Here is a 25,165-nt window from a genome sequence, read left to right as displayed (position 1 = left end):
GGATACAAGGATGGAACTCACACAGGAACAGATTCAGCAGTTAGAGACGCCCTGCCTGGTCATTGATGTAGATCTGGCAGAGAAAAACATCAGACGTATGCAGGATGCGGCTGATAAGGCCGGCTGCCGGCTGCGCCCTCACATTAAGACCCATAAAATGCCTTTATTTGCCCAAATGCAGGAAATGGCCGGTGCAAGCGGGATCACCTGCGCCAAGGTAAGTGAAGCAGAGGTTATGGCAGATGGAGGCATGGAAGACATCTTCATCGCATACCCCATGATCGGAAGGTTCCGGATCCGGAGGGCCATGGATCTGGCGGAAAGGATCCGAAGGCTCATCCTGGCCATTGACAGCCTGGAAGGTGCTAAAGCTCTGGACCAGGCAGCTTCTGACCGGGATGTGGTTTTGGAAGTCCGTATGGAAATCGATACGGGAGCCGGACGGACGGGAGTTCCCATGGAACGGGCGGTGGAGCTGGCACTTGCAGTTAAGGAAATGAAGCATTTAAATCTGACCGGTATATTTACATTTAAGAGCCTCATTCTGTCGGGAAAGCCTACGGAGGATAACCTTCTGGCGGCGCAAGAAGAAGGAAACATGATGGCTGAAACAGCCAGAATGCTGAAAGAAGCAGGTGTTGAGATACAGGACATCAGTGCCGGCTCTTCCCCAACAGGACTTCTGGTCGCTCAGACCGGCCTGGTAAACGAGATTCGTCCGGGCACCTACATTTTTGACGACTTTATGCTGACAAAGGAAAAGGTGGCCGAACTCAATGAAATCGCCGTCCGTTTCTATGCAACCGTGGTCAGCTGCCAGCACTCAGAGTATGCTGTGGTAGACGGAGGAACCAAATGCTTTCCCACGGATGTGGTTCCGGGCCAGCCGCCGTTTTACTATCCGGGTTATGCGGTCGTGGAAGGGGATGACAATCTCAGACTGTCTAGGATGAATGAGGAACATGGAATCATAACGGCATCAAACGGTGAAACCAGGCTGCAGGTGGGGCAGGTACTGTCCCTGATCCCGATTCATGTATGTACGGCTGTAAACATGCAGAATTCCGTATACCTCCTGGAAAACGGCTGCCTCAGAAAACAGAAGGTAGATGCAAGAGGAATGCTGCTATGAGTGATATCCTGATCAAAAATGGGCTGATTTATGATGGAAGCGGAAGCCTGCCGTTTCAGGGGGATATTCTGATCCATGGAGAAAAGATTGTTGAAGTTGCCCGGAAGATTGAAAAGGAAGGTGCCCAGGTGACCGATGCTTCAGGAAAGGCCGTAACCCCCGGCTTTATTGATATCCACCGGCATTGTGATATTGCACCTTTCACAAACCCCCATTTTGGGGAAATAGAGCTGGCCCAGGGAATTACTTCCACTTTTGTGGGAAATTGCGGCCTTGCCCCTGTGCCATCCACTCCCTTATGCAGGAAGGAATTGTATGATTATTTGGAGCCGGTGATCGGAAAGGTGCCAGAAGGTCTTGCTTTTGAAACGTATGAGGATTATTGGAAAGCTCTGGAGGCAGCAGAACTTCCTATCAACATAGGCTTCTTTGCAGCCTCTGACAGCATCAAGGTGGCTATAAAGGGCTTTGGAAGCAAGGCATATACGGAAGAAGAACTTAAAAAGGCTCAGGAGTATGTGAAGAGTGCAATGGCCCAGGGAGCCTTTGGGATTACACTGGGGATCATGTATCAGCCGGAGTGCTATTCCAGCCGGGAGGAGCTTACGGCTGTGGCAAAGGCAGCGGCCGGGAGCGGCGGTATTCTCTGTACCCACATCCGGGGAGAAGGAGACAGCCTGGTGGAATCGGTGGAGGAAGTGATCGACGTGGCGGCAAAAGCGGGGATACCCTTAAATATCAGTCATTTAAAGTCAACGGGAATTAAAAACTGGAACAACAGGATATTTGAAGCGGTTGGTAAGATTGAAAAGGCAAGGGAATCCGGGCAGGATGTCACCGCGGATTTTTATCCTTATGACGGCGGCTCCACGACTCTCCAGTCCCTGCTTCCGCCCACGGTTATGAAAGAGACCTTAGAGGCTCTGGTGAAAAGCCTATCAGTGCCGGAAGGGAAGGAGAAACTTAAGTCAGAGCTGAACAAGGTCCATCCTGGCTGGGACAATATGGCGGAAAGCATTGGCTGGGACCGGATCATCATCAGCTCCGTTGCGTTGGAAAAAAACACCTTTATGCAGGGACAGACCATTGGTGCTCTGGCAGTAAAGCTGGGATATGATGAACCCTCGGATCTTGTTGCCGATCTTCTTACTGAGGAAAACGGGAAAGTGGGGATCATCGTGTTAAGCATGTCACAGGAGGATGTGGACTCTGTGGCAAAACTTCCCTTTACCATGCTGATTTCCGATTCCCTGTACGGCGGCGACGGAAAGAATGCTCATCCCCGCCTCCTTGGAACAACGGCCAGATTTCTAAATGACTTTGTCATAAAACGCAGGGTGCTGTCCATGGAACAGGCCATCAGGAAGATGACCAGCCTTCCTGCAAAGCGGATGGGTATCAAGGACCGGGGATTTATAAAACCAGGGTATCAGGCAGATGTACTGGTTTTCCAGCCGGAGAAATTCATAGATCATGCGGATTATACTGGAAAACATGATCCATGCACGGGTATGGATCTGGTACTTATGGGTGGAAAACGGGTGTTGGAAAACGGCATCCTTGTGGACCGCACCAGAGGGAAGCTGTTAAGAAAGGACAGATAACTCCTGGGGTTCCCCCTGGAGTATGGGGAGAAGGCTTTGATTCGCTGCTCCCGTAAGAATAAACAGAAGGAAATCCCTTCCAGGGATCCCTCTATGCCCCGGGAAGACGGGCAAAAATAAGGAAATCCCTTCCAGGGATCCCTCTATGCCCTGGGAAGACGGGCAAAAATAAGGAAATCCCTTCCAGGGATCCCTCTATGCCCTGGGAAGATGGGCAAAAATAAGGAAAGAAGGAATCAGACATGAATATTTATGACAAACTGAAGGAACTTAATTTGGAGCTGCCGGCAGCTCCGCCAAAAGGCGGAGTGTATTCCCCTTGCCAGGAGTTTGGCAAGGGATTGGTTTACATATCAGGCTGCGGGCCGGTGATCGGGGCTGACCGGATTTCCGGAAAACTGGGGAAAGATTTTACTACGGAAGAAGGGAAAGTATTTTCCAGAGACGCCATGTTAAATGTTCTTGCAGTATTGCAGGATAAGATCGGAGATTTGAACCGGGTGAAGTGTCCAGTTAAAATTCTCACCTTTGTGGCTAGTGCGGATACCTTTCTCGAACAGCCGGCAGTGGCCAACGGAGGAAGTGAATTATTGGCAGCGCTTTTTGGCCAGGAGAATGTACCGGCCCGTTCCGCCATTGGCGTCAACGTATTGCCTGGGAATATTCCCGTAGAAACGGAAGCAATATTTGAAATCAAAGAATAGTCATTTGGATGAAGGATAAGGAAAAAAATCTTGATTCCATAGGAGGCAGAAAATGGATCAGCAATTAAAAAACAGATTATTAGAGTCATTATATGTACATTACCCACTGAAACCGGAATATGACAAAAGCATGGAGACCTATCATTTGCAAAAGCCGGTTTTGTCTTCAGTGAGTTTATGGGATGGGACCAGCCTGGAACCATGGAGCTTTGACGGTGAGGGTGATGTTCAGATAACGGATGGAAAAATATTAAGCCTGGAAACAAAGGCACGGGCAGACCACTGGCCGGAAAATGAAGTCAGGGCAAACGATGCGTCAGCAGGTTTGTATGCTACCTTTGGAAGCTACATTGCGAGGCTGAATGTAAAGGGCCTTGATTTGGAAAAAGGAAACAGGATATGGTTTAAAATCCGTCCCATATGCCCAGGCCTGCACAGTCCCATTATTCGTGTGGGTTTTGTCAATAATGGGGAAATCAAGATACCGGATGTCTATTCAAGAGAAGGTTTTAATGCCATTAATCTGAAAAATAATGAATGGAATACCTGTACCTGGGAGATCGATTCCATTGCCCATGATGCAATGGAAGAAATTTCATTTAACATTCACCGTTATGGCAAAGAAGTGAGCACCGGCGATGACTTGAGATTTGAACTTTGCGATATTCAGCTTCAGGAGGTAAAGCCGGAAGTCGTTCACGGCTGGCAGTGCGGGGAAGAGGATGTAGTATTTTCCACAACAGGATACTTTACGGATGGAAGAAAAACAGCCATTGCCAATACCTCAGCCAAAGCGTTTGAAATCATAAAGGAAGAATGTGGCTTAGAAGAGGACTTATCCTGCCGGGATTCAGGGGAAAAGGTGGTATATCATGGGCAGATGAAGCTGGTGGAAAACCATCTGGGCAGCTTTAACGTATTGGATTTTTCGGACCTGAAAACCGAAGGTGCATACAGGATCCGGTTTGGAAATACGGTAAGCGAACGGTTTCACATAGGAAATGATGTATTGGAAAGCACGTTATGGAAGCTGATTAACTTTTTGTATTGCGAGCGGTGCGGTTACCCGGTTCCCAACTGCCATGGAACCTGCCATCAGGATGTGATTGCAGAACACAATGGGGTGAAGCTGGTGTATGCGGGAGGCTGGCACGATGCGGCGGATGTATCCCAGCAGACGATGCAGACAGCAGAGATCTTAGATGCCATGATGGCTTCCGCAGGAAAAGTGAAAGATTCTGATCCTATGCTATACCGAAGGATGATGGAAGAGGCCAACTGGGGACTGGATTTTGTGCTGCGCATGCGCTTTGGTGACGGGTACCGGGCATCTCATGCTGCCATTCGCAGGTGGACCGACAATTTCATCGGCAATATGGATGACTGCGAAGCAGATGTCCATAACCGGTCCTTTGAAAACTTTGTTTTTGCCGCGGTGGAAGCCGGTGCAGGAGAAGCCTTTAAAGAGCTGGACAGGGAAGTTGCATGGAAATGTGTGGAAGCTGCCAGGGAAGATTTTCAGTTTGCCCATAAGCGGTTTCAGGAAGTGGGCGTGGAAGGCCCGTATCATTTGCTGGAGCATACGGCAGGTTCCAGCCGTTCCCAGTACTATGCCGTTGCGGCATGGGCAGCAGCCAGAATTTATAAAATTACAAAGGACCGCTATTTTTATACTCATGCCGCCCAGTATGCAGAGAAAATAGTTTCCTGCCAGGAGACCAGGGATGACCTGCCTATGAAGGGGTTCTTCTACAGGGATGAATCCAAGACTCATATTGTGCATTTTTCCCATCAGGCAAGGGATCAGGTATTTGCCATGGCTCTGGCAGAGGTGTGCGGTGCCCTGCATGACCATAAAGACAGGAACCTTTGGGAAGAGAGCTTAAAGCTTCATGGAGAGTATTTAAAGGGACTTCAAAAGTATACGGCCCCCTATGGGATGCTGCCGGCGGGAATCCATCACATCAGCGAGGCAGAGGACCAGGAAGCCTTTCATGTGGTCCACCCAAAAGTGGATTATGATAGAGAACGGGTGAATTATTTGGATCAGTTAAGGCATGGAGTAGACTTGGGAGGCGGATATTACATAAGAACATTTCCAGTATGGTTTTCTTACCGGGGAAATTCAGCCATTCAGTTGTCCATGGGAAAATCGGCTTCTATCATAGGAATGTATTTCAATGATCAGGAATTAATTGAAATTGCCAGGGAACAGCTTTACTGGACTTTAGGAAAGAACCCATTCGGCCAATCCCTGATCTATGGGGAGGGCAACCATTATGGGCAGGAATATACGGCTCTGCTGGGAGAAACTGTAGGAGAGATGCCGGTAGGTGTCCAGACCAGAGGAAATGAAGATATTCCTTACTGGCCTCCTGCCAATATTGCTACTTACAGAGAGGTTTGGACAACGCCGCCAGGACGCTTTTTATGGGTTGCCGCTGATTTGATTTAAGGGCCAGGCGGCAGCCTTTCGGCCAGGTATGGAAACCGGAGGATAAACGAATGGCAAGACAATTATTGCATTACATCAAGGAACAGCCTGTGGTTTGGGAGCAGATTCTTGGAAGCAGAGAACAGGTCTTAGAGGATTTTTTCCGTGACAGGAAAGACCTGCCTTTGGAACACCTGATTTTTGTTGGTTCAGGGAGTTCCTATATTGCTTCCCTGATCGCAGCAGAATTTGCCGTCCATGTGGCGGGCTTTGACTGCAGGGTGATGACACCTGCTGAAGCTATCAGATACCGGGGGTCCTATGACAAGAGGAAAACATTGGTTCTCGCTTCCTCCCAGTCAGGAAAAAGCGTTTCCACAATAAATGCCATAAGCGCATGGAAAAAAGCAGGATATGCTGTGGCTGGGGTCACGGCAGATCCCGCTTCTCCGGTGGCAAGGCTGGTGGACTTCCATTATCTTGTCCCATGCGGGGAAGAAACCGTAGGGCCGAAAACAAAGGGAATGACTTCTACGGTATTGGTACTGGAGCTGCTGGCACTGGAAGCGGCAGGGAAGGAAAAGCGGATTTCCAGGGAAGAGTTTGAAACCATTATTTCCGGTTTTAGAAAGGGAATTATGGCTGCAAGGACGAACATTGCCTTGTGCGAGAACTATTATAAAGAGAATATTTCCCGTTTCAGGAAGCATGAACATGCAGTTGTGATCGCAGATCCGGAAAGCAGTCTTGCGGCCAGGGAAGGTGCCCTGAAGCTTCTGGAAACCTGGTATGTACCGGTGTTTTCTTATGAGGTGGAGGAGTATACCCATGGAATACAAAATACCATTCAGGAAGGGATATGCAATTTGTTCGTGGTGACGGAGGAAGCTAACTGCTCCACGATGGAAAAGCTGACCGCCTACTGTGAGGAAAAGGGTTGTGATGACTGGGTGATTTCTACGGTCAAAGGAATCAGGACAAAAGCAAACTTACTGGAACTGGAAAAGGGAGGGGCAAGCTATACCACACCCTTTGAGATCCTGCCGGCTTTCCAGTATTTAAGTGCTTTTGGCTCTGAAGACCGGGACATTGAGTGTGACAAGCCAAAATTCCATGATTTTTACGATTGCCTTGGAACAAAGAGCAAGTGATTGGATACCGGGGTTTAAGGGAAGGAAGGTAGATTATGGAAGGGTACATAGCGGGCCTGGATATTGGAGGTACCACAGGAAGGATGAAACTGCAAAGCCTGGAGGGAGAGTCCCTGGGGGAAGTGTACGGACAGGGCTGCAGCATTAATACAGATGGAGACGGGAAAAGCGAGGAACGGTACAGAAAGCTGGTTCTCCCTGCACTTGAGGAACGTCACTTAAGGCCCCAGGACTGCGGGGGCATCTGCATAGCGGCTAGCGGGATCGACTCTCCGGAATTGGAGAAGTCCTGCCGCAGGGCATTTATCAATATGGGTTTCCGGGAAAATGCCGTCATGGTTCAAAATGACTGTGAAATATTTTTGAATTTGTCAGAAGCGCCTACCCTGGTGCTTGTTTCAGGGACCGGATCCATCAGCTATGGAAAAGATGAAGCAGGGAGAGTGGTAAGGACCGGTGGCTGGGGACACATTCTCAGTGATGAAGGGAGTGCGTTTCACATTGGGCTAAATGTCATGAAGCATGCAGGCGGCCATATGGACGGAAGAGAGGAATGCCCGGTCCTTTCCAGGGGCTTTTGCGGACAGACCGGGATCAGGGATTTATCCGGGCTGGATGGATTTATCAATGCCAATATCATGGATAAAGCTGTAATCGGAGCTTTGGCACCTTTGGCATCCTGTTCCTTTGAAGCCGGGGAATCCGCTGGGATATCCATCATAAAGGAAAGCGCAGAGGTTCTGGCTGATCTGGTGAAGGATACCTGCAGGAAAATGAACATCAGGCAGGATCAGGCTGCCCATTTGTGGCTGTGGGGCAGTGTGCTTGTAAAGAATGACCATATTAGAGAACGGCTGATCCATTCAGTCAGGGAAAGTTACATCCATATGGATATAAAGATTCCGGAAAAGCGGGCTCTTGATGTGGCGGTTGAAGTGGCTGTTAGATGTGCTGAAAAAGTGTAAATGATTGTTTTTATGGTCCTCTGCGGCATATGCCGCAGGGGACTATTTTTTAAGGGATTAAGTCCGGTCACCTGGGGCTGCTTATCCCCAGGCAGGGACTGCAATATAATAAGCGGTATCCGGATCCGCATCCCAGGGCATTTCCTTTACCCAGCCGCAGGTTCCTTCCTCATTCATGACAAGCACATAAGAGCTTCCGTCCTTTAGAGCCCAGGCTATGGGGCATATGGTTTCTCCTGGGACGGCGGTGAAAGCAGGGACGGTTCCGGCCAGAGAACTGACCGCAGCAAAGGGATGGGACACTACGTATAAGCTCTGGGGATTATGATGAAGAAATGCAGATGTTACCGGTTCATAATCCTTTTTTAAATAAATATTCTGAGGAATTTCTTTAAATTTGCCATCCTCATAAGAAAACAGAAGATCCACATAGTAACAGCCGAACTGAAAGGAGGATCCTTTAAAGGGAGTGTCTGACGCTACGGCAAGAATGCCGTCACCTTCCGCTCTTAAACCATTTTCCCGGAATAAATATCCGTTTCCGCCGCATACGGTACCGGCCAGCTCACCGACCAGTTCCATTCCGCCATTCCGGTACCGGTAAAAACTGAAGGAGGAAAGGGTATCGGAATCCTTAGTTACTTCCAGATGAAGTTCTATCTCACAGTCTTCCTTTTGCAGGTCCACAGCCGTAAGCCTGATATTGCCCAGCATATCTTTGGGAAGACAGGTTTGCTTCTGCCCGTTTACAATAAGCTCCATGCCGGTATAGGCCCAGTCCGGGGAATCGTTTATGGGAATCCAGCGAACGGTTTCGCATATACCGTCGCCATCTAAATCCAGGAGATAATCCTGGTTAGGCGCCAGGGTAACACCGCTGTTGGAAATCTCTTTTGATTGTAACTGGTCTTCCGCAGTGCGGATCAGGTTTAAGTTTCTTTTTTCTGTTTCCGACAGCACATCATCGGAAAAGGCGGAAGGGTCGGTATTGCCATGATACCATGGTTTCCGGCTGAAATATTCCTGTAAGTCTGAAGTGTCAAACGTTCTTCCATGCCGGGCGAAGATTTCATTCCTTGCTATTCTGAGAGTAAAAGCATCTGCTTCAAGTAAATCGGCTCCGGTTAAATATTCCGTACTGCTTTCCGGAAAAATGTAATCCGGCTCTCCTTTTTGCAGGGTTGGCTCATCCCTGGTTTTCCGGGCAATGGCTGTGAGTTCTTTCCCATAATCATTCATTTCATTCATTATCTGACTGTAGGGGATCACATATTCTTCCTTTGGGGTGGAATCGGACCGGTTTATCTTTGAATCATGATATATCAGGATCCCTTCTTTTAAAAGTGCAAAATCATTCAGGTCCCCGGACATGATTTGAGAAGAAAGGGAAGCCTTGTCATCCTCTGACGCCGCCTGCCCGGTTAATTCCCGGACAAGAGCCAGCTTTAAGCCTTCCGGGCGGCCGGAAAGGGCTGAAAGAGTGATTTTTCTTCCTGTTTCCACGTCATAGGAATTAAGATAGGTATGGGAAACCGGGTCTGTGATCCCTCTTGTTTCCACATAATCCTGCCGGATGCTTAAAATTCTTCCGTCGTTTTTCAGTACCTCATAATCATAGGTAAAAACAGATTTCCCTTCGGTTTCATCCTGCCCGGCCAAGGAAAAAAAGTATTCTTCTGAATCATAAATAAAGTCATATCGCCTGGAATCCTGGTCATTTTCCCTCAGACTCCGGTTAATCAGATACTGGGACTCCGGATGACCGGGGATCGAGACTCCCGGCTCCCGGCTGTTCCACTGACAAATCAGAGTTCCCTTGTCAGAATATTTTGCATATTTGTGCCGGGACCAGAGTGTTACGGTCACGTTTTCCAGATGTTTTTCTTCTGCTCCAGGTTCTCCGTCATCGGTGGAGGTTTCCGTATTTTTGTCGGTCCGGGGAAGTGTTTCCCCAGGCAGCGGAGGGGGCTCCTGTATGCGGGAAGTCATGCTGCATCCCACAGCAGACAAAGAGAGCGCAAGCAGCACAGCTGGAAGCAATGGATGTGATTTCATATTTTCTTATTCCTTTTTTTTGTTTTATAATCATTATACCATGCTTTTTTTTCCGGGAATAGTTTTTTGATGAAATCCGGATGGACTTAAGAGCTGTGAGGCCCTTAAGGTAACAAATGCATGATACCAATAATTATCGAACAAATGTTTGCAATGCAAAATAAAGTATGCTATAATAAGAAAAATCGTTGCTGATTAACTGAGGTGCGGGCTGAAAGAGTCCGCATTCGAATGTTTCCAGATTCAGTATTTCACTATATAACAGGAGTACAGTATGGCAAAACAGTATATTAAGATAAGAGGTGCCAATGAGCACAACTTAAAGAACATTTCCCTGGATATCCCGAGAAATGAGCTGGTTGTCTTGACCGGTCTCAGCGGTTCGGGAAAGTCTTCCCTGGCTTTTGATACCATTTATGCCGAGGGACAGAGACGCTATATGGAGTCCCTATCATCCTATGCCCGGCAGTTCCTTGGGCAGATGGAGAAGCCTGACGTGGAAAGCATTGAAGGCCTGTCGCCGGCGATTTCCATTGACCAGAAGTCTACCAACCGCAATCCCCGTTCTACGGTGGGAACGGTTACGGAGATCTATGATTACATGAGGCTTTTATATGCCAGGATCGGCATTCCCCACTGTCCCAAATGCGGACGGGAGATCCGCAGGCAGACCATAGACCAGATGGTAGATCAGATCATGGAGCTGCCGGAGCGGACCAAGATCCAGCTTCTGGCTCCTGTTGTCCGGGGACGGAAGGGAGAGCACGCAAAGGTTATGGAGCACGCCCGGAAGAGCGGATACGTAAGGGTGCGCATTGACGGGAATCTCTATGAGCTTTCTGAGGAGATCAAGCTGGATAAGAATATTAAGCATAACATTGAGGTGGTGGTGGACCGTCTAGCCATCAGGGAAGGCATCGAAAAGCGTCTGACCGACTCCATTGAGACAGTCATGGAACTGGCTAACGGCCTGATGACCGTTGATGTGGTGGACGGGCAGCCCATTAACTTCAGTCAGAGCTTTTCCTGTCCGGACTGCGGGATCAGCATTGATGAAGTGGAGCCCAGAAGCTTTTCCTTTAACAATCCGTTCGGTGCCTGCCCGGATTGTTTCGGACTTGGATATAAGATGGAATTTGATGAAGACCTGATGATACCGGATAAAAGCTTAAGCATTGACCAGGGAGCCATTGTTGTGCTTGGCTGGCAGTCCTGTACAGATAAGGGCAGCTATACCAGAGCTGTTTTAGAGGCGCTTGCCAAAGAGTATAAATTTAGCCTGGATACCCCGTTTGAAGATTATCCAAAAGAAGTTCATGATATTCTTATGAACGGAACCAATGGAAAGGAAGTCAAGGTCCATTATAAGGGGCAGCGGGGAGAAGGCATCTATGATGTGGCCTTTGAGGGTCTGGTCCAGAATGTTGTCCGGAGATACCGGGAAACTTATTCCGAGTCCTCCAAGGCAGAGTATGAATCCTTTATGCGGATTACCCCCTGTCCTTCCTGCGGCGGGATGAGACTGAAAAAAGAGTCTCTGGCTGTAACCGTAGGGGATAAGAATATATACGAAGCAACCAATATGTCCATTGTCAAGTTCCGTAATTTCATGGATGAGATGGAACTGACACCGATGCAGCACGCCATTGGGGACCAGATCTTAAAGGAAATTCGGGCCAGGATCTCCTTCCTCATAGACGTTGGTCTTGACTATCTTACCCTGACCCGTGCCACAGGTTCCCTTTCCGGCGGGGAGGCCCAGAGGATCCGTCTGGCGACCCAGATCGGTTCCGGCCTGGTTGGCGTGGCTTATATTCTGGATGAGCCGAGCATCGGACTTCATCAGAGAGATAATGATAAATTGTTAAAGACCCTTTTGCATCTTCGTGATCTGGGAAACAGTGTCATCGTGGTAGAGCATGACGAGGATACCATGATGGCTGCCGATTACATTGTGGATATCGGTCCAGGTGCAGGGGAACACGGCGGGAACGTGGTAGCTGTGGGAAATGCCAAGCAGATCATGAAGAATAAGGATTCCATTACAGGAGCTTATTTAAGCGGCCGGATCAAAATTCCGGTTCCAAAGGAAAGAAGGCAGCCCACTGGCTATTTAACCGTGAGGGGGGCGGCAGAGAACAATCTGAAAAACATTGATGTGACCTTCCCTCTGGGAGTCATGACCTGTGTAACCGGCGTGTCTGGTTCCGGTAAGAGCTCTCTGGTCAATGAGATCCTTTATAAATCCCTGGCAAGGAAACTGAACCGTGCCAGAATCATTCCCGGAAAGCATAAAGGGATGGAAGGAACGGAGCAGCTTGATAAAATCATTGCCATTGACCAGTCACCCATTGGACGGACTCCAAGGTCCAATCCGGCAACCTATACAGGAGTTTTCGATTTGATCCGGGATTTGTTTGCTTCCACTCCTGATGCCAAGGCAAAGGGGTATTCCAAGGGACGTTTCAGTTTTAATGTAAAAGGCGGGCGTTGCGAAGCCTGCAGCGGGGACGGAATCATTAAGATCGAGATGCATTTCCTTCCGGATGTCTATGTCCCCTGCGAGGTTTGCAGTGGAAAACGGTATAACCGTGAGACACTGGATGTCCGGTATAAGGGAAAAAGCATTTATGATGTCCTGAATATGACGGTGGAGGAAGCTTTGAAATTCTTTGAAAATGTTCCTTCCATCGCAAGAAAAATCGCTACCCTGAATGATGTGGGTCTTTCCTATATCCGGCTAGGACAGCCTTCTACGGAGTTATCCGGAGGAGAAGCCCAGAGAATCAAGCTGGCGACGGAGCTGAGCAAGCGGGGGACCGGGAAGACCATATACATTTTGGACGAGCCGACTACCGGCCTTCATTTTGCGGATGTCCATAAGCTGATTGAGATCCTGCGCAAGCTTTCGGAAGGGGGCAATACGGTGATCGTCATTGAACATAACTTAGATGTGATTAAAACTGCGGATTACCTCATTGACATCGGACCTGAGGGAGGAGAAAAGGGCGGTACGGTAATCGCCCAGGGCACTCCGGAAGAAGTGGCAGAATGTCCGTCTTCATACACCGGATATTATGTGAAACGGTATTTGGAATAAACCGGTTGACTGAATGGAATACTGATACCGGGCTTTTCTTACGATGAATCGTAGCCATAATAGTATTCGGAAGGAAGTAATAAGATTGGATCAGGAAAATGCATCCTGATCAGGAAAAGAGCTGGCAGAAGAGGAGTCTGCCAGCTCTAAATAAATAGTAAATGAAAGTATATGGATCACCTGTTTTGCGTATAAGGACACCTGTTTTTGTGGAATTGACATTTGATAAAGCCAGGAAAGAATCAGGAATAGACAGCTGGGAAGATTTCAAGAAAGTGCTTGTCAAGCCATTGGAAGTAGAATATAATGGAACCCAAAGCTTTATTTGTTGAAGATTATAATAGGAGGAATACCCGTGAAGAGAGAAATGATTATCGTTCTGGATTTCGGCGGACAATACAATCAGTTGATTGCCAGAAGGGTCAGAGAATGCAACGTTTACTGTGAGGTCCATCCCTACACGCTGTCATTGGAAAAGATTAAGGAAATGAATCCCAAAGGAATCATTTTTACAGGTGGCCCAAACAGCGTATATAAGGAGGAGTCCCCTCGCTGTGAGAAGGAAATCTTTGATATGGGAATCCCGATTCTGGGAATCTGCTATGGTTCTCAGTTAATGGCATATATGCTGGACGGCAAGGTTGCCACAGCACCTGTCAGTGAATACGGAAAGACGGAAGTTGACGTGAAGGCTGACAGTAAGATTTTAGAAAAGGTAAGTTCCAAGACCGTCTGCTGGATGAGTCATACGGATTATATTGAGGAGGCTCCGGAAGGATTCCGCATCACAGCCCATACTCCCGTTTGCCCGGTTGCCGGTATGGAATGGGAGGAGCGGGGCCTTTATGCAGTACAGTTCCATCCTGAAGTTATGCATACCCAGGAAGGTGTTAAGATGCTTTCCAATTTTGTATATAATGTCTGCAAGTGTTCCGGTGACTGGAAGATGGATTCCTTTGTGGAGTCTTCCATTGCAACCATCAGGGAAAAGGTTGGAGACGGCAAGGTGCTATGTGCTTTATCCGGCGGAGTAGATTCTTCCGTAGCTGCCGTTATGCTGGCCAAAGCGGTGGGAAAGCAGCTGACCTGTGTGTTTGTTGACCACGGCCTTTTACGTAAAAACGAGGGAGACGAGGTAGAAGCTGTATTTGGACCGGCTGGGCCTTATGATTTGAATTTTATCCGCGTGAATGCTCAGGACCGTTTTTATGGCAAGCTGGCAGGTGTGGAAGATCCTGAAACCAAACGTAAGATCATTGGCGAAGAATTTATCCGCGTCTTCGAGGATGAGGCGAAGAAAATCGGAAAAGTGGATTTCTTTGTACAAGGAACCATTTATCCGGACGTAATCGAATCCGGTCTTGGAAAGTCAGCGGTGATCAAGTCCCATCACAATGTGGGAGGACTCCCTGAGCATGTGGATTTTAAAGAGATCATTGAGCCTTTGAGACTTCTTTTTAAGGATGAAGTACGGAAGGCGGGCCTGGAGCTGGGCATTCCGGAGTATCTGGTTTACCGTCAGCCGTTTCCGGGTCCTGGACTTGGGGTCAGGATCATAGGTGCTGTCACTCCTGAGAAGGTAAGGATCGTTCAGGAGGCGGATGCCATTTACAGAGAAGAGATTGCCAAGGCTGGTGTTGATAAAGGACTGGGACAGTATTTTGCGGCATTGACCAATATGCGCTCTGTTGGCTGCATGGGAGATGAAAGAACTTATGATTATGCCATTGCCTTAAGAGCGGTGCTTACCTCTGACTTTATGACGGCTGAATCGGCAGAACTGCCCTGGGAAGTATTGGGGACAGTGACCAGAAGGATTGTGAATGAAGTAAAAGGCGTGAACCGGGTGCTTTATGATTGTACTGGGAAGCCGCCGGCTACGATTGAATTTGAATAGTTGGAGCAGAGCCGCAAAGCCCTTAAACACAAGGGCCTAGCGGCTTTTCTCTTTATGAATGCATAATGATTGCATTATTTTTTCCACTTCTAAAAAAGAAAAGATTACACTGAATGATTTAAGTAATACGAATTTACTTCTTGCGGAATCATACTGTTCTTATCGGAATGAGATTAACAAGCATTTTAGTTCTTCAGGCATACCACTAAAATCTATGATACAAATAAATGATGGCAGGACAATTATACAATTTGTTCAGGCTGGTATAGGCTGTTCAATTCTGCCTGTAGCCGCGATAGAACCAGTGCCTGATAGGACCGTTAGAAGAAATTTAGCTAATACAGATTTCGGTTTAATTATAGGGATTATCCGTAGAAACGATCAGTTAGATCAATCTTCTGAGCGGTTTTATAATGAACTTTTCTGTGAATTAAAAGCCTCTCGCATATAAAAAAGAAACTGTACATTTAATATGAAATAAGGTAATCTTTCCCCTTACAAAAGAAATTAAGATAGCAGTTATTACATATGTACTTGAAGGATAACAATGATAGATAACAATGCAAAAGGTCTGGGACCGGAACGGTAACGCAAACTGTTCACGCTGACGGCGCTGCCCGGCCTGAAGGGAAATTATCTGGAGACCTCCGCCTCCCTTATGTTTGCCTATGCCCTTTTAAAAGGAGTACGTTTGGAAATTTTACCCGAAAAATCCTGCCTTGTCAGGGGAGAGGAGATATACCTGGCGGTTGAAACAAAAAAGTTAATCTGTCATTTTTCTTTATCAAAAGAAGAAATTCTTGATAACTGTTTTTAAATTATAATAATAGAAAAAAACTGTATATACCAGGGCATTGTACGATCTGCAACCACCAGTTGACAAAATATACAGCGCACTTGGTAGTTGTCAACCGGTAAAAATTCTATAATGCAGACAGTCGGATATCACCAGGCGAACATAGGTGTTTCTTGCAGGTCACTTGAAGATAGAATGGCATAAATAAATTTTGAGAGGATGGTGCATTGTGATTTTAGCAGAAAAAATTACTGCATTGCGTAAGAAGGTAGGATGGTCTCAGGAGGAGCTGGCTTATCAAATGGGGGTATCAAGACAGTCTGTATCCAAATGGGAGTCTGGAACTTCAATTCCTGATTTGGAACGTATTTTAAAGCTTAGCCAGGTATTCGGTGTCAGCACGGATTATTTATTAAAAGAAGAGATTGAGACAGCTCCGACAGCTGTTACGCAGGAGTCTGACCGTGATGAGGAATATAAGATGGTTTCCCTTGAAACGGCCAATGAATTTATGGAGATCAAGATCCGGGGAGCAAAAAAAGTGGCTTCTGCTGTAGCAGCTTATATTTTGTCTCCGCTGGTTCTGATTTTTCTTGGAGGATTATCAGAATTCAAGGAGAACTATATCAGTGAAGGCATGGCAGGAGGATTTGGAGTGGTTGTATTGCTGCTGATCGCTGGAATAGCCACAGTGTTTTTTGTTACGTACGGATTGAAAATGCAGCCTTATGAATATTTGGAAAATGAAGTCTTTCGCCTTGAATATGGGGTGGAAGGGATTGTGCGGAAAAGGATGGCAGAATATGAAGGTACCTATAGAATCTATAATGCGGCAGGTGTTTTCCTGTGTATTATATGCGCTTTGCCTTTGCTGATAGCTGTTGCATTCGGCAGTTCATACTTTGTATATGTCATGTGTGTAGAGGTCCTGCTGGTCATAATAGCCTGTGCCGTATTTTTATTTATAGTTGCTGGAGAGAAAAAGGGCTGCTTTCAGATGCTGCTGCAAGAGGAGGAATACGGGATCGAGAAAAAACTGGAAAAGAAACGGACAGAGCACTTAAATGCAATCTATTGGAGTACTATTACTGCAGTGTATCTGGGTATCAGCTTTTTAACGAAAAATTGGGGAAAGACCTGGATCATCTGGCCTTGCGCAGGAATCATGTATGTGGCTGTTCAGGCGATTGCCGCTGCCCTTAAAAATAAGAAAATGAAGGATTAAGACTTTATAAAGGACCTGCTAGCAAATAGAATTTTCATTAAAATCTTCAATAATTTAATGGAAAAGAATTTGTCCGCAGGTCCGCTTTACCCTTTTACATCCCTATGGTTTCTTTATTGTTTGTCTGGCATAGGGAATTTCCCTTGGACGTCATTTCCTGCAAGGAGCCTTTGATAAGTGGAATCCACACCCATGGCTCCAAGGGGGGCGGTGATCAGGATCGCTAAAACCGCAACGGTCAAAATGGTATTTCCGGCGGCAACTCCAGCCGCCAAAGGAAGTCCGCCGATTGCTGCCTGTACGGTTGCCTTGGGTAAATAGGCAATCGCACAAAACAAACGCTCTTTTGGACTTATCGGAGTTTTGACAAGGCAGACAAATACCCCGCATATCCGGATTGCCAGGGCAAGAAAGATAAGAGCCACAGCCATAAATCCGGCCTTTGCCGCATAGCTTATATCCACGGTTGCGCCAACCAGTATGAACAGCATCAATTCCGCAGCCACCCAGATTTTGGAGAATTTGCCTGACAGGCGCTTTGCTAAAATATCATTCTTCTTTAAAATGGTTCCGCCTAAAGACATAACAGCCAGCAAACCGGACATAGGCACGTACTTTTTGATCGCCGTTTCAAGAGAAATCAGCAGGAACGCTGTGCTTAATAAAATTAAAATTTTGGCGGTATCCCGCATGTGGATTCTTTGAAACAGCATCACCAAAACAAGACCAAGTAAAATTCCCGCCATTAAACCTGTTACAATGGCGGCAGGTATTTTAAAAAGGCTTACAGCATCGAAGCTGCTTCCCTGGTACATGCCCATAAATGATGTAAAAAGGACAATTACGTAGATATCATCTACGGACGCTCCGGCCATGATAAGCTGTGGAATGCTTTTTTCCCTGCCGTAGCCATGTTCCATCAGCTTTAACATTTTGGGGACGATAACTGCCGGGGAAACGGCTCCCAGTACGGTTCCCATGATGGCTGCTTCTAAATGAGAAACAGGGAAGAACATAGGAGCAAAAATAGTAGTGGCAGTTATTTCAAAGGTTGCCGGGATAAAACACATAAGGATTGCCGGGCGTCCGACCCTTTTCAAATCCTTTATATCCAGCGCAAGTCCTGCCCTTGTGAGAATCACGATCAGGGCAATTTGTCTTAAATCGGCAGAAACATTCAATAGCTCCGGCGCAATGAGATTCAGGGCATTAGGTCCTAACACAATGCCGGTCAGAAGCATGCCCACAAGACCGGGGAGTTTTAATTTCTGCATGGTTCCGCTCAATATCATGCCGCAAAGAACCATGATTGCAAGACTGTAAAGCATATACATCCTCCTTTGTGCAGAAATGCAAAAAAGCTGACACTTCTGCAATGAAATAATCGCAGAAGTCATCAGCTTAATAAGCGGTTCGGCTTTAACAGCGCAGGGAGAACTTCATTCCCTTGGCTATTATAGCAAAGAAGAGGAAAAATATCAAGGAGTATATAAGCTTGCAGTTAAAAAGACTGAGTGCATACAGATCAGTTAAAAAAACAGAAAATACCGTGGTGTGCGGTTCCTGTACTGCCAATATTCATCTCCAAAGGCCTGTGGTAAATATTTTTCCTCCTCCAAAATCTGAAAATGCAGCAGCAGGATGCCAATGACCGACGCAACCAGGAGGATCAGGTTTGGGAGTGCAAGGGCAGTACCAAGGTACAACATATCAAAGCCCACAAAGGCAGGATTTCTGCTGACCTTGTATATGCCGCCGGTGACTATGGAAGTCTTTTGAGTCTCATCCACCCCTGCCCGCCAGCTGTCACGCATGGAGAGAATGGCCAGTATAAAGAAAATGACTCCGCCTCCCGTAAGCGCTATTCCGATCCGTCGTACACATACAGGGAATGAAAGTGTAAGGAGGAATCGGGAAAAGAAAACACTTGCATACTGGATGACTGCAATGCCATAGGTTGCTGCAAGCAGAGCCGTTTCTACGGCAGATGTTTTTGAAGGCTTCCGGCCCTTTGCCAGCCGGTTTGTATGAATGCCCTTTTTCCGAAGAAGGATCTGTTTCATAAAATATCCAGTGTAAAAACAGGTTATTAACAAACATACACCGATCGGATAAATCATTCTATCACCGCCTTATCTGTAGTACTTCAAAGTATACCATGAAACGGCCGGAATGAGTATCAAAATTAGATTCTCTATGCCGTTAGTTTTTAAGATATATGAAAACAGGGCTTCAGAACGTAGTTCTGAAACCCTATGAAAAAGCCTGCAATGAACCAGGCCGGTAACTGCTTCCGTAATATCAATCAATCCTCTGTTTTGTGAAAACCCTGGCGCAAAATGCTCACACCGGAATAAAGCGCTATCAACACTATAAATATTTCAAGCCGTCCCATTATCATACCAAACATTTCTACAATCAGGGTACCGGCGCCGGTTGCAGGTCCGGTGAGGCCGATTGACAGGCCCACAGTCCCCAGTGCGGACGCAAACTCAAACATTCCTTCTGTTAGTCCGCAGTCCGCCGTGACCGTGGTAAGCAATGATCCTGTAAGGAATAAAACCAGATAGCAGACGGCGAATCCTGTTGTATCTGCAGTAAGGGAGGCATCAATGGGTGTTTTGCCCTGGGCCTTTATATAGTAAGGAGCTTCAACATTTCGGGCGGGAGTAAGCCTTCTGCGTATGTCCAGGGCTGCAAGCCGAAGCATTATATAAACCCGGGACAGTTTTATACCACCGGCCGTCGAACCCATACCGCCGCCGATGAGCATCATCAGAATGAGAACGCCTATTGCAAAGGGCGGCCATGACGTATAGCTCATGGTGGAATATCCGGTAGTGGAAAGGGCGGACACGATGTCGAATGACGCCTTGCGTAAGCCCTGTTCAAGGCTGATTCCAAGACCGTATGAGAGGGAGATCGCTGTAAGCGGTACAAATAGGAGTAATAGCAGGAACATAAACCGGATTTCGCTGACACGGACGAACTGCCTCCATTTCCGTTTAGCCAGCAGAAGCAATACGGCAAAATTCGTGGTTCCGATCAGCATCAGGACAATCGTTATGACCTCTATGGAAAAATTGTTGTATTCTCCTATGCTGTTGAGCCGTGTTGAGAATCCTCCGGTTGACAATGCGCACATGGTGTGCATGATAGCATCAAACAGCTCCATTCCGGCAATCCGGTATGCAGCCGTCCCCACAACCAGAAAGCTGCTGTACATGGCAAAAACCGTCTGCGCAGTCTTTTTAAGGTTGGGCATGAGCTTGTCAGGGTGTCCCTCCGCGCTATATAAGTTCATGGACTGTTTCCCTGATACGAACATAACCATCATCATCACAAACCCAAGACCTCCGCAAAACTGCATAAAGCTCCGGTGAAATAAAAAGATTTTCGGCGTTATTGTAACATCCATTACAGAAAGTCCTGTTGTCGTCCAGCCGCTTACAGACTCAAAAAAGGCCTGCAAAACGGTTAGCTGACGGCTGATGACAAATGGAAGGGCGCCGATAAAAATACCCCAAGACCATGCAAATAATACAGTAAGACTGCTGCGCTGTATGGAAGATCTCCATTCAAGTCCGCCGTCGCCATCCCTTCTTCCGAATAAACATAAAATTGTGCCTAAAAAAATTGAACCGCTTGCAGGAATCAGAAAGGACAGCGCATAGATAACATCTTCGGGATAGAAGGGCAGGACCGTCAGAGGAGTGGCTACCAGCACTCCTACCAGCATCATAAGCTTCCCGCAGCTGGAGCAATCGGAAAATCTACGAGTCATTATTATCACCGTCCTGTCAGTCCTTTGATCGCAGCGAATTCCTGGCCGTTATCGGATATTACCACCAGTACATCCCCTGCAAGTATTTTTGTATCGCCACGGGGGATCATGGCCGTATTGCTCCGCAGGATGCAGCCAATGATGACTTCCTTTGGAAGGCTGATTTCCCAAATTTTCTTGCCGGCAACCGGGGCACTTCCTGAAATTGGAACTTCCGCAATCTGAATGCGCCCTTCTCCAATAGGTACGATATTTGCCATTTCCTCCACGAACGCCTGCTGCTCAATGATGCTCGTTACGGCAGAAATGGCACAAACCACCCTGTCAATCCCCATTTTGTAGAAAAAGTCTGTTTTCTTTGGATCGGACACCAGTGAAACTGTTTTTTTAACGTGGAAACGTTTTTTGCACAATTCGCAGATTACCAGATTGTCTTCATCCTTTGCGGTAAGAGCTATTGCAATGTCACAGTCTGCTGCGTCTGCGTCCTCCAATATAAATGGCTTTGTCCCGTCTCCGTTGATAACGGTCAGTTTATTGATTTCGGCCAGTTTCAGGCAGTCATCATAAATTTCATTAATCGCGGTCACCTGATACCCGCGCTTAATAAGTGACAGGGCGAGAGATTTTGCTTTGCCTCTGCCGCCCACAAGCAGGACCTTCTTTTTCATTTTATTTCCTCCTTAAGCTCACAGGCTGTTTTATCTGCTTTCTCAGTATTTCCTGATTTTGACAACATTTTGTCTATTTCCTTTGCAGACAAGACGGCCGGACAGATGGTGTCAATGCCGAATTCATTGTAAACACATTCCCGTTCAGGATCATACAGCCGTGCAATGACACGGCTGACTTTAAATATTTCCCGTGCGATCTGTGCAATCATCACATTGACATTATCGTTGTTTGTGACGACTACGAGAACGTCCGCCTTTTCTATCTGCGCCTCCTGTAAAACGTCAAAATCCGTTCCGTCACCGGTGACGGTAAGTCCCCCGAAGGAAGGTGACAATTTGCGGAAGGCATTCTTGTTCTTGTCTATGATAAGTACGTTTCCGCCCTCGTCTGACAGGGTGTTTGCAAGGTTGGCACCCAGCCTTCCGCATCCAACAATAATGCAATACTCAGAAAAATTCTTTGATAAAACCAGTTTCATATTCATTTCCTCCTGACCACATGTCCGATACCCTGTGCATCGTATTCTGTTGCGCATTTAACCTGATCTTCTTCCGGACAATCGCTTTCGTCAAAAGCGGTATTGCCCCTGGAAAAGAAGGTACCAAAGCTGTCCAGATTTTGCCGCGCCGGCAAATAGGCCGGGTCTAATGCCCAGGCAGCACGGAAATGCTTCATGGCGGTTATGTGGTCCCCTTCTTTTTCAAGGACAATACCGATTAAATTATGCGGCTCTGCCGCATGGGGATATTTTCCCATAGCGTCAAATATAAGACGCTCACATTCCCTATACTCTCCGGCAAGAACAAGCCTTCGGACAGAAGTACAAAGCGCATTCAGCTCTTTTTTGCTTTCAGATATTGACAGCTCTTTCATAATCAAGCCTCCTTTATGCCTTTTCCTCTTTGCGTCATCATCATATCGCGGATTTCGTGACCATGGTGTGAGAGGCAGGGCCTTGCTGTGAGAAAGCTGTGAGAAAAACAAGAGGTTTTGGAATAAAAAAAGACTGCCACAGTTACGAACCGGGCGGTCTTATTGTTATGTTTTTTATTCATCTACAAGCCGGTAGCCAACACCTATTTCAGTAAGAATGTATCTTGGTTTTGCCGGAGTCGGCTCAATCTTTCTGCGGAGCCCGGCCATGAGTGCCCGAAGCGCCTGGGTATCTGTTCCGTATCCTACGCCGTAAATTTCCTTTAAAATGTACTGGGTGGTCAATACCTTCCCTGGATTCCTTAAAAACAGTGTCAGTAAGTGATATTCAAGAGGGGTGACATGGAGTACGGCACCTTCCAGGTATACCAGATGCTTTTCAAGATCAATGGACAGGCCCCCCACAGAAAGGACGGTCTGCGTCTTAGTAATACCGATTTTATATAAATGACGCAATGCAACACGGATCCGGGCCATCAGCTCTGTTGCAGAAAATGGTTTTGTCAGGTAATCGTCTGCGCCGCTGTCCAAAGCCGCTGCTTTTTCCTTATCCTGATCCCGGGCAGACACAACGATGATGGGCATTTCTGACCATTCCCTTACCTTTTTAATGACCTCCATGCCGTCAAAATCAGGCAGACCAAGGTCAAGGAGCATCAGATCGATCTGCTGGGATACGAGAATGGAAAGAGCGTTTTGGGCCGTGCTTGCCGTAGCATATGGAAAGCCTTCCTGCTTTAGGGCGTAGCAGATAAAATTCCGTATTTGAGTATCATCCTCCACTACCAGGATCATTTCATTTTTACTTGTCATTTTTCTCAACCTCCAAAGGCAGGGTAAAGGTAAACTCCGCACCGCCGCCCCTTCTGTTTTGTGCGGATATTGTTCCGCCGTGGGCCTTAACTATAGATTCGCAAATAGCAAGTCCTAAACCCACGCCCCGCTGGGAATCCGCCCCTTTTTCATGAGTCGTATAAAACATCTGAAAGACATGGGATAAATCCACTGGGGCAATTCCCATGCCCCGGTCCGCAACGGTGAACACAGCTGCTTCTTCTTCCTTATTTTCGATGACAGTTACTGAGATTTCCCCTTCCGGCGGCGTGTGTTTTACGGCATTATCCAAAAGATTCACAAGAACCTGGTCAATCAGCTTTGCGTCCATGGGAACAAGCATCACGCTGTCGGGAATATGAACCGCAATTTCCCTCTCCGGCGCCCGTTTTCCGATGGCCATGACTGCAACGCTGATCACTTCTTCCACGGCTTCCATTTGCTTGTTCAATACAAGCCTGCTGTCCTGCAAACGGGTCAGGCCTAAAATATTCTCCACAAGAGAGTGAAGCCAGTCCGCGTCTTTGTAAATGTCCTCTGCCAAGGCATAGCGCCCGTCTTCCTGATCCGTCATGCCCATCAGCATTTCGCTTGTTCCCATAATGCCGGAAAGAGGGGTACGTAAGTCGTGGGAAATGGCTCGGAGCAGGTTGCTGCGATAGCGTTCCTGAGCGATTTCTTCCTTGGAAAGGATTCGTTCCTGGGCGCTTCTGAATCGGTCCATAGCAAGTGCAGTGCTTTCCATCATAGAACGGAGCAGGCGAAGCTGGGCATCGCTCATTCGCTCCGCAGCTTCATTGGGAATCCGCAATATGCCAAGGATTGCTTCCCGGCCATAAATAGGCCAGTCATAAAATTCTTCTCCTGCATAGTAAGCTGTCTTTAAATTTTCCATCCGGTGCCGTAGGACTTCCTTGTCCGCCACATTCCGCCGGGTTTGCTCCTTCGCATTTTTCTGTTGAATAAAGCATTGTTCCGGCTGGCCGCTTTCATCAAAGCAAAGGCATGCAGCACGGCAGTTTAAGATATCGCTGATGGTCTTTATGGTGATGGCTGCTATGTCGGAAATATCTGCCGCATCGGTCAGATGGCTTGTAAGCTGGTACAGGGCGCTGGCCTCTGCCTCTTTTTCACGTGCCTCCAGTGCATTTTGTTTTACTTTAGTAGTCAAGGCGCTGGTGATAATGGAAGTAACGGTCATGATCCCAAAGGTGACAAAATAGGTTGGATCATTGACGGAAAGGGTATAATACGGCTCGGTAAAAAAATAATTGAACGTGCAGATTGCGATAACAGTGGCAGCTATGCCGTAGATATACCCTTTTGTAAAACGTGCAGTCAGCAATACGGACAAAATATAAACAACTACAAGATTCGTTTCAGGAAAGTGCAAAAGTCGGAACAGCCAGCAAATGCCCGTAGCTGCCGCTATAAAAAAAATAACAGTAAGAACATAACTGCGATGCTCCATCCAATTCCTTTCTGCCATCATTGCCTACTCCTTTCCATGTGTGCCTGCCAACAGGCTTTTCTTCGTTTCTTGGAATCCCATGCTTCCCTTATCAGCGGTTTATGGGCAGATATATGTTTCATCACACATTCCATCCTTCCCATAACAGATTCATATAATTATAAATGGATGAACAAATAAAATCAACAGCCAAACCATACGGCCTTTACCGGCAGTTAATCAAACAAGAGAGCGGAGGATAGCAGCTGGAACCTTGCCGATTCGTGAGGATAATAGTATAATGCATTTATGAGAAAATCTGTTTTTCGTCTGCTGCTGAGTTTGAGAAAGCTGTGGTTATCTAAAAAACAGAAAAATTGAGGAAGAAGATTGATTGTACTGATTTTCATAAGCCGATACCGTATG

Annotated in this window: 19 protein-coding genes and 1 riboswitch; of the genes, 10 read left to right on the top strand and 9 right to left on the bottom strand. The window is 47.0% G+C overall.

Annotation, left to right across the window (positions count from 1 at the left end):
- The first annotated feature begins 10 nt into the window (after positions 1–10).
- The 6 genes from CLOSA_RS14835 to CLOSA_RS14810 all read left to right on the top strand — a co-directional run bounded on the left by CLOSA_RS14835 (position 11) and on the right by CLOSA_RS14810 (position 7,990).
- Positions 11–1,132, top strand: coding sequence for an alanine racemase (locus CLOSA_RS14835; RefSeq protein ID WP_013273579.1), 1,122 nt, complete (start codon positions 11–13; stop codon positions 1,130–1,132).
- On the top strand, positions 1,129–2,736 hold the full coding sequence (locus CLOSA_RS14830) for an N-acyl-D-amino-acid deacylase family protein (RefSeq protein WP_013273578.1): 1,608 nt from the start codon (positions 1,129–1,131) through the stop codon (positions 2,734–2,736). The genes CLOSA_RS14835 and CLOSA_RS14830 overlap by 4 nt, the downstream gene beginning before the upstream one ends.
- A 242-nt stretch (positions 2,737–2,978) precedes the next feature.
- Positions 2,979–3,440, top strand: coding sequence for a RidA family protein (locus tag CLOSA_RS14825; RefSeq protein WP_013273577.1), 462 nt, complete (start codon positions 2,979–2,981; stop codon positions 3,438–3,440).
- 52 nt (positions 3,441–3,492) lie between these two features.
- Positions 3,493–5,895: a glycoside hydrolase family 9 protein gene (locus CLOSA_RS14820; RefSeq protein ID WP_013273576.1), complete on the top strand. Its 2,403-nt coding sequence runs from the start codon at positions 3,493–3,495 to the stop codon at positions 5,893–5,895.
- A gap of 50 nt (positions 5,896–5,945) precedes the next feature.
- Positions 5,946–7,025, top strand: a complete 1,080-nt coding sequence (locus CLOSA_RS14815; RefSeq protein WP_013273575.1) for an SIS domain-containing protein — start codon at positions 5,946–5,948, stop codon at positions 7,023–7,025.
- Positions 7,026–7,060: 35 nt separating this feature from the next.
- On the top strand, positions 7,061–7,990 hold the full coding sequence (locus tag CLOSA_RS14810; protein ID WP_013273574.1) for a BadF/BadG/BcrA/BcrD ATPase family protein: 930 nt from the start codon (positions 7,061–7,063) through the stop codon (positions 7,988–7,990).
- 81 nt (positions 7,991–8,071) lie between these two features.
- On the opposite strand, the gene CLOSA_RS21840 is transcribed toward CLOSA_RS14810, so the two are convergent.
- Positions 8,072–10,045: a YARHG domain-containing protein gene (locus CLOSA_RS21840; RefSeq protein WP_013273573.1), complete on the bottom strand. Its 1,974-nt coding sequence runs from the start codon at positions 10,043–10,045 to the stop codon at positions 8,072–8,074.
- Positions 10,046–10,319: 274 nt separating this feature from the next.
- Between CLOSA_RS21840 and uvrA the strand changes: the two genes are divergently transcribed.
- The 4 genes from uvrA (at position 10,320) to CLOSA_RS14790 (ending at position 17,063) form a co-directional block, all read left to right on the top strand.
- Positions 10,320–13,145 (top strand): excinuclease ABC subunit UvrA, encoded by a 2,826-nt coding sequence (uvrA, locus tag CLOSA_RS14800; RefSeq protein WP_013273572.1) that lies wholly within the window; start codon positions 10,320–10,322, stop codon positions 13,143–13,145.
- Positions 13,146–13,500: 355 nt separating this feature from the next.
- Positions 13,501–15,042, top strand: coding sequence for a glutamine-hydrolyzing GMP synthase (gene guaA, locus CLOSA_RS14795; RefSeq protein WP_013273571.1), 1,542 nt, complete (start codon positions 13,501–13,503; stop codon positions 15,040–15,042).
- Positions 15,043–15,100: 58 nt separating this feature from the next.
- Positions 15,101–15,493, top strand: a complete 393-nt coding sequence (locus tag CLOSA_RS23705) for a LysR family transcriptional regulator substrate-binding protein (RefSeq protein WP_081443040.1) — start codon at positions 15,101–15,103, stop codon at positions 15,491–15,493.
- Positions 15,494–16,067: 574 nt separating this feature from the next.
- Positions 16,068–17,063 (top strand): helix-turn-helix domain-containing protein, encoded by a 996-nt coding sequence (locus CLOSA_RS14790; protein ID WP_013273570.1) that lies wholly within the window; start codon positions 16,068–16,070, stop codon positions 17,061–17,063.
- 113 nt (positions 17,064–17,176) lie between these two features.
- On the opposite strand, the gene CLOSA_RS14785 is transcribed toward CLOSA_RS14790, so the two are convergent.
- The 8 genes from CLOSA_RS14785 to CLOSA_RS14750 all read right to left on the bottom strand — a co-directional run bounded on the left by CLOSA_RS14785 (position 17,177) and on the right by CLOSA_RS14750 (position 24,781).
- Positions 17,177–18,391 (bottom strand): cation:proton antiporter, encoded by a 1,215-nt coding sequence (locus tag CLOSA_RS14785; RefSeq protein WP_013273569.1) that lies wholly within the window; start codon positions 18,389–18,391, stop codon positions 17,177–17,179.
- A 52-nt stretch (positions 18,392–18,443) separates the two neighbouring features.
- A riboswitch (Fluoride riboswitch) is annotated at positions 18,444–18,519 on the bottom strand.
- A gap of 73 nt (positions 18,520–18,592) precedes the next feature.
- Positions 18,593–19,183 carry a methyltransferase family protein gene (locus tag CLOSA_RS14780; protein WP_013273568.1) on the bottom strand — a complete coding sequence of 197 codons (591 nt, stop codon included), beginning with the start codon at positions 19,181–19,183 and terminating at the stop codon, positions 18,593–18,595.
- A 185-nt stretch (positions 19,184–19,368) separates the two neighbouring features.
- Positions 19,369–20,847, bottom strand: a complete 1,479-nt coding sequence (locus tag CLOSA_RS14775; RefSeq protein ID WP_013273567.1) for a TrkH family potassium uptake protein — start codon at positions 20,845–20,847, stop codon at positions 19,369–19,371.
- A 5-nt stretch (positions 20,848–20,852) separates the two neighbouring features.
- Positions 20,853–21,518 carry a potassium channel family protein gene (locus CLOSA_RS14770; RefSeq protein WP_013273566.1) on the bottom strand — a complete coding sequence of 222 codons (666 nt, stop codon included), beginning with the start codon at positions 21,516–21,518 and terminating at the stop codon, positions 20,853–20,855.
- Positions 21,515–22,000, bottom strand: coding sequence for a potassium channel family protein (locus CLOSA_RS14765; protein WP_013273565.1), 486 nt, complete (start codon positions 21,998–22,000; stop codon positions 21,515–21,517). Before CLOSA_RS14765 ends, CLOSA_RS14770 begins: the two co-directional genes overlap by 4 nt.
- A 2-nt stretch (positions 22,001–22,002) precedes the next feature.
- The gene (locus CLOSA_RS14760; RefSeq protein WP_013273564.1) at positions 22,003–22,395 is read right to left on the bottom strand and encodes a hypothetical protein; all 393 of its coding nucleotides are present in this window, start codon (positions 22,393–22,395) and stop codon (positions 22,003–22,005) included.
- Between the two features lie 174 nt (positions 22,396–22,569).
- On the bottom strand, positions 22,570–23,268 hold the full coding sequence (locus CLOSA_RS14755; RefSeq protein WP_013273563.1) for a response regulator: 699 nt from the start codon (positions 23,266–23,268) through the stop codon (positions 22,570–22,572).
- Positions 23,258–24,781 (bottom strand): DUF4118 domain-containing protein, encoded by a 1,524-nt coding sequence (locus CLOSA_RS14750; RefSeq protein WP_157669027.1) that lies wholly within the window; start codon positions 24,779–24,781, stop codon positions 23,258–23,260. The genes CLOSA_RS14755 and CLOSA_RS14750 overlap by 11 nt, the downstream gene beginning before the upstream one ends.
- Positions 24,782–25,165: the final 384 nt, after the last annotated feature.

It is taken from the genome of [Clostridium] saccharolyticum WM1 (genome assembly GCF_000144625.1).
Classification (GTDB): domain Bacteria; phylum Bacillota; class Clostridia; order Lachnospirales; family Lachnospiraceae; genus Lacrimispora; species Lacrimispora saccharolytica.
Note: the sequence above shows the minus strand (reverse complement) of the source record. Positions and strands in the feature narration are given on the sequence as shown.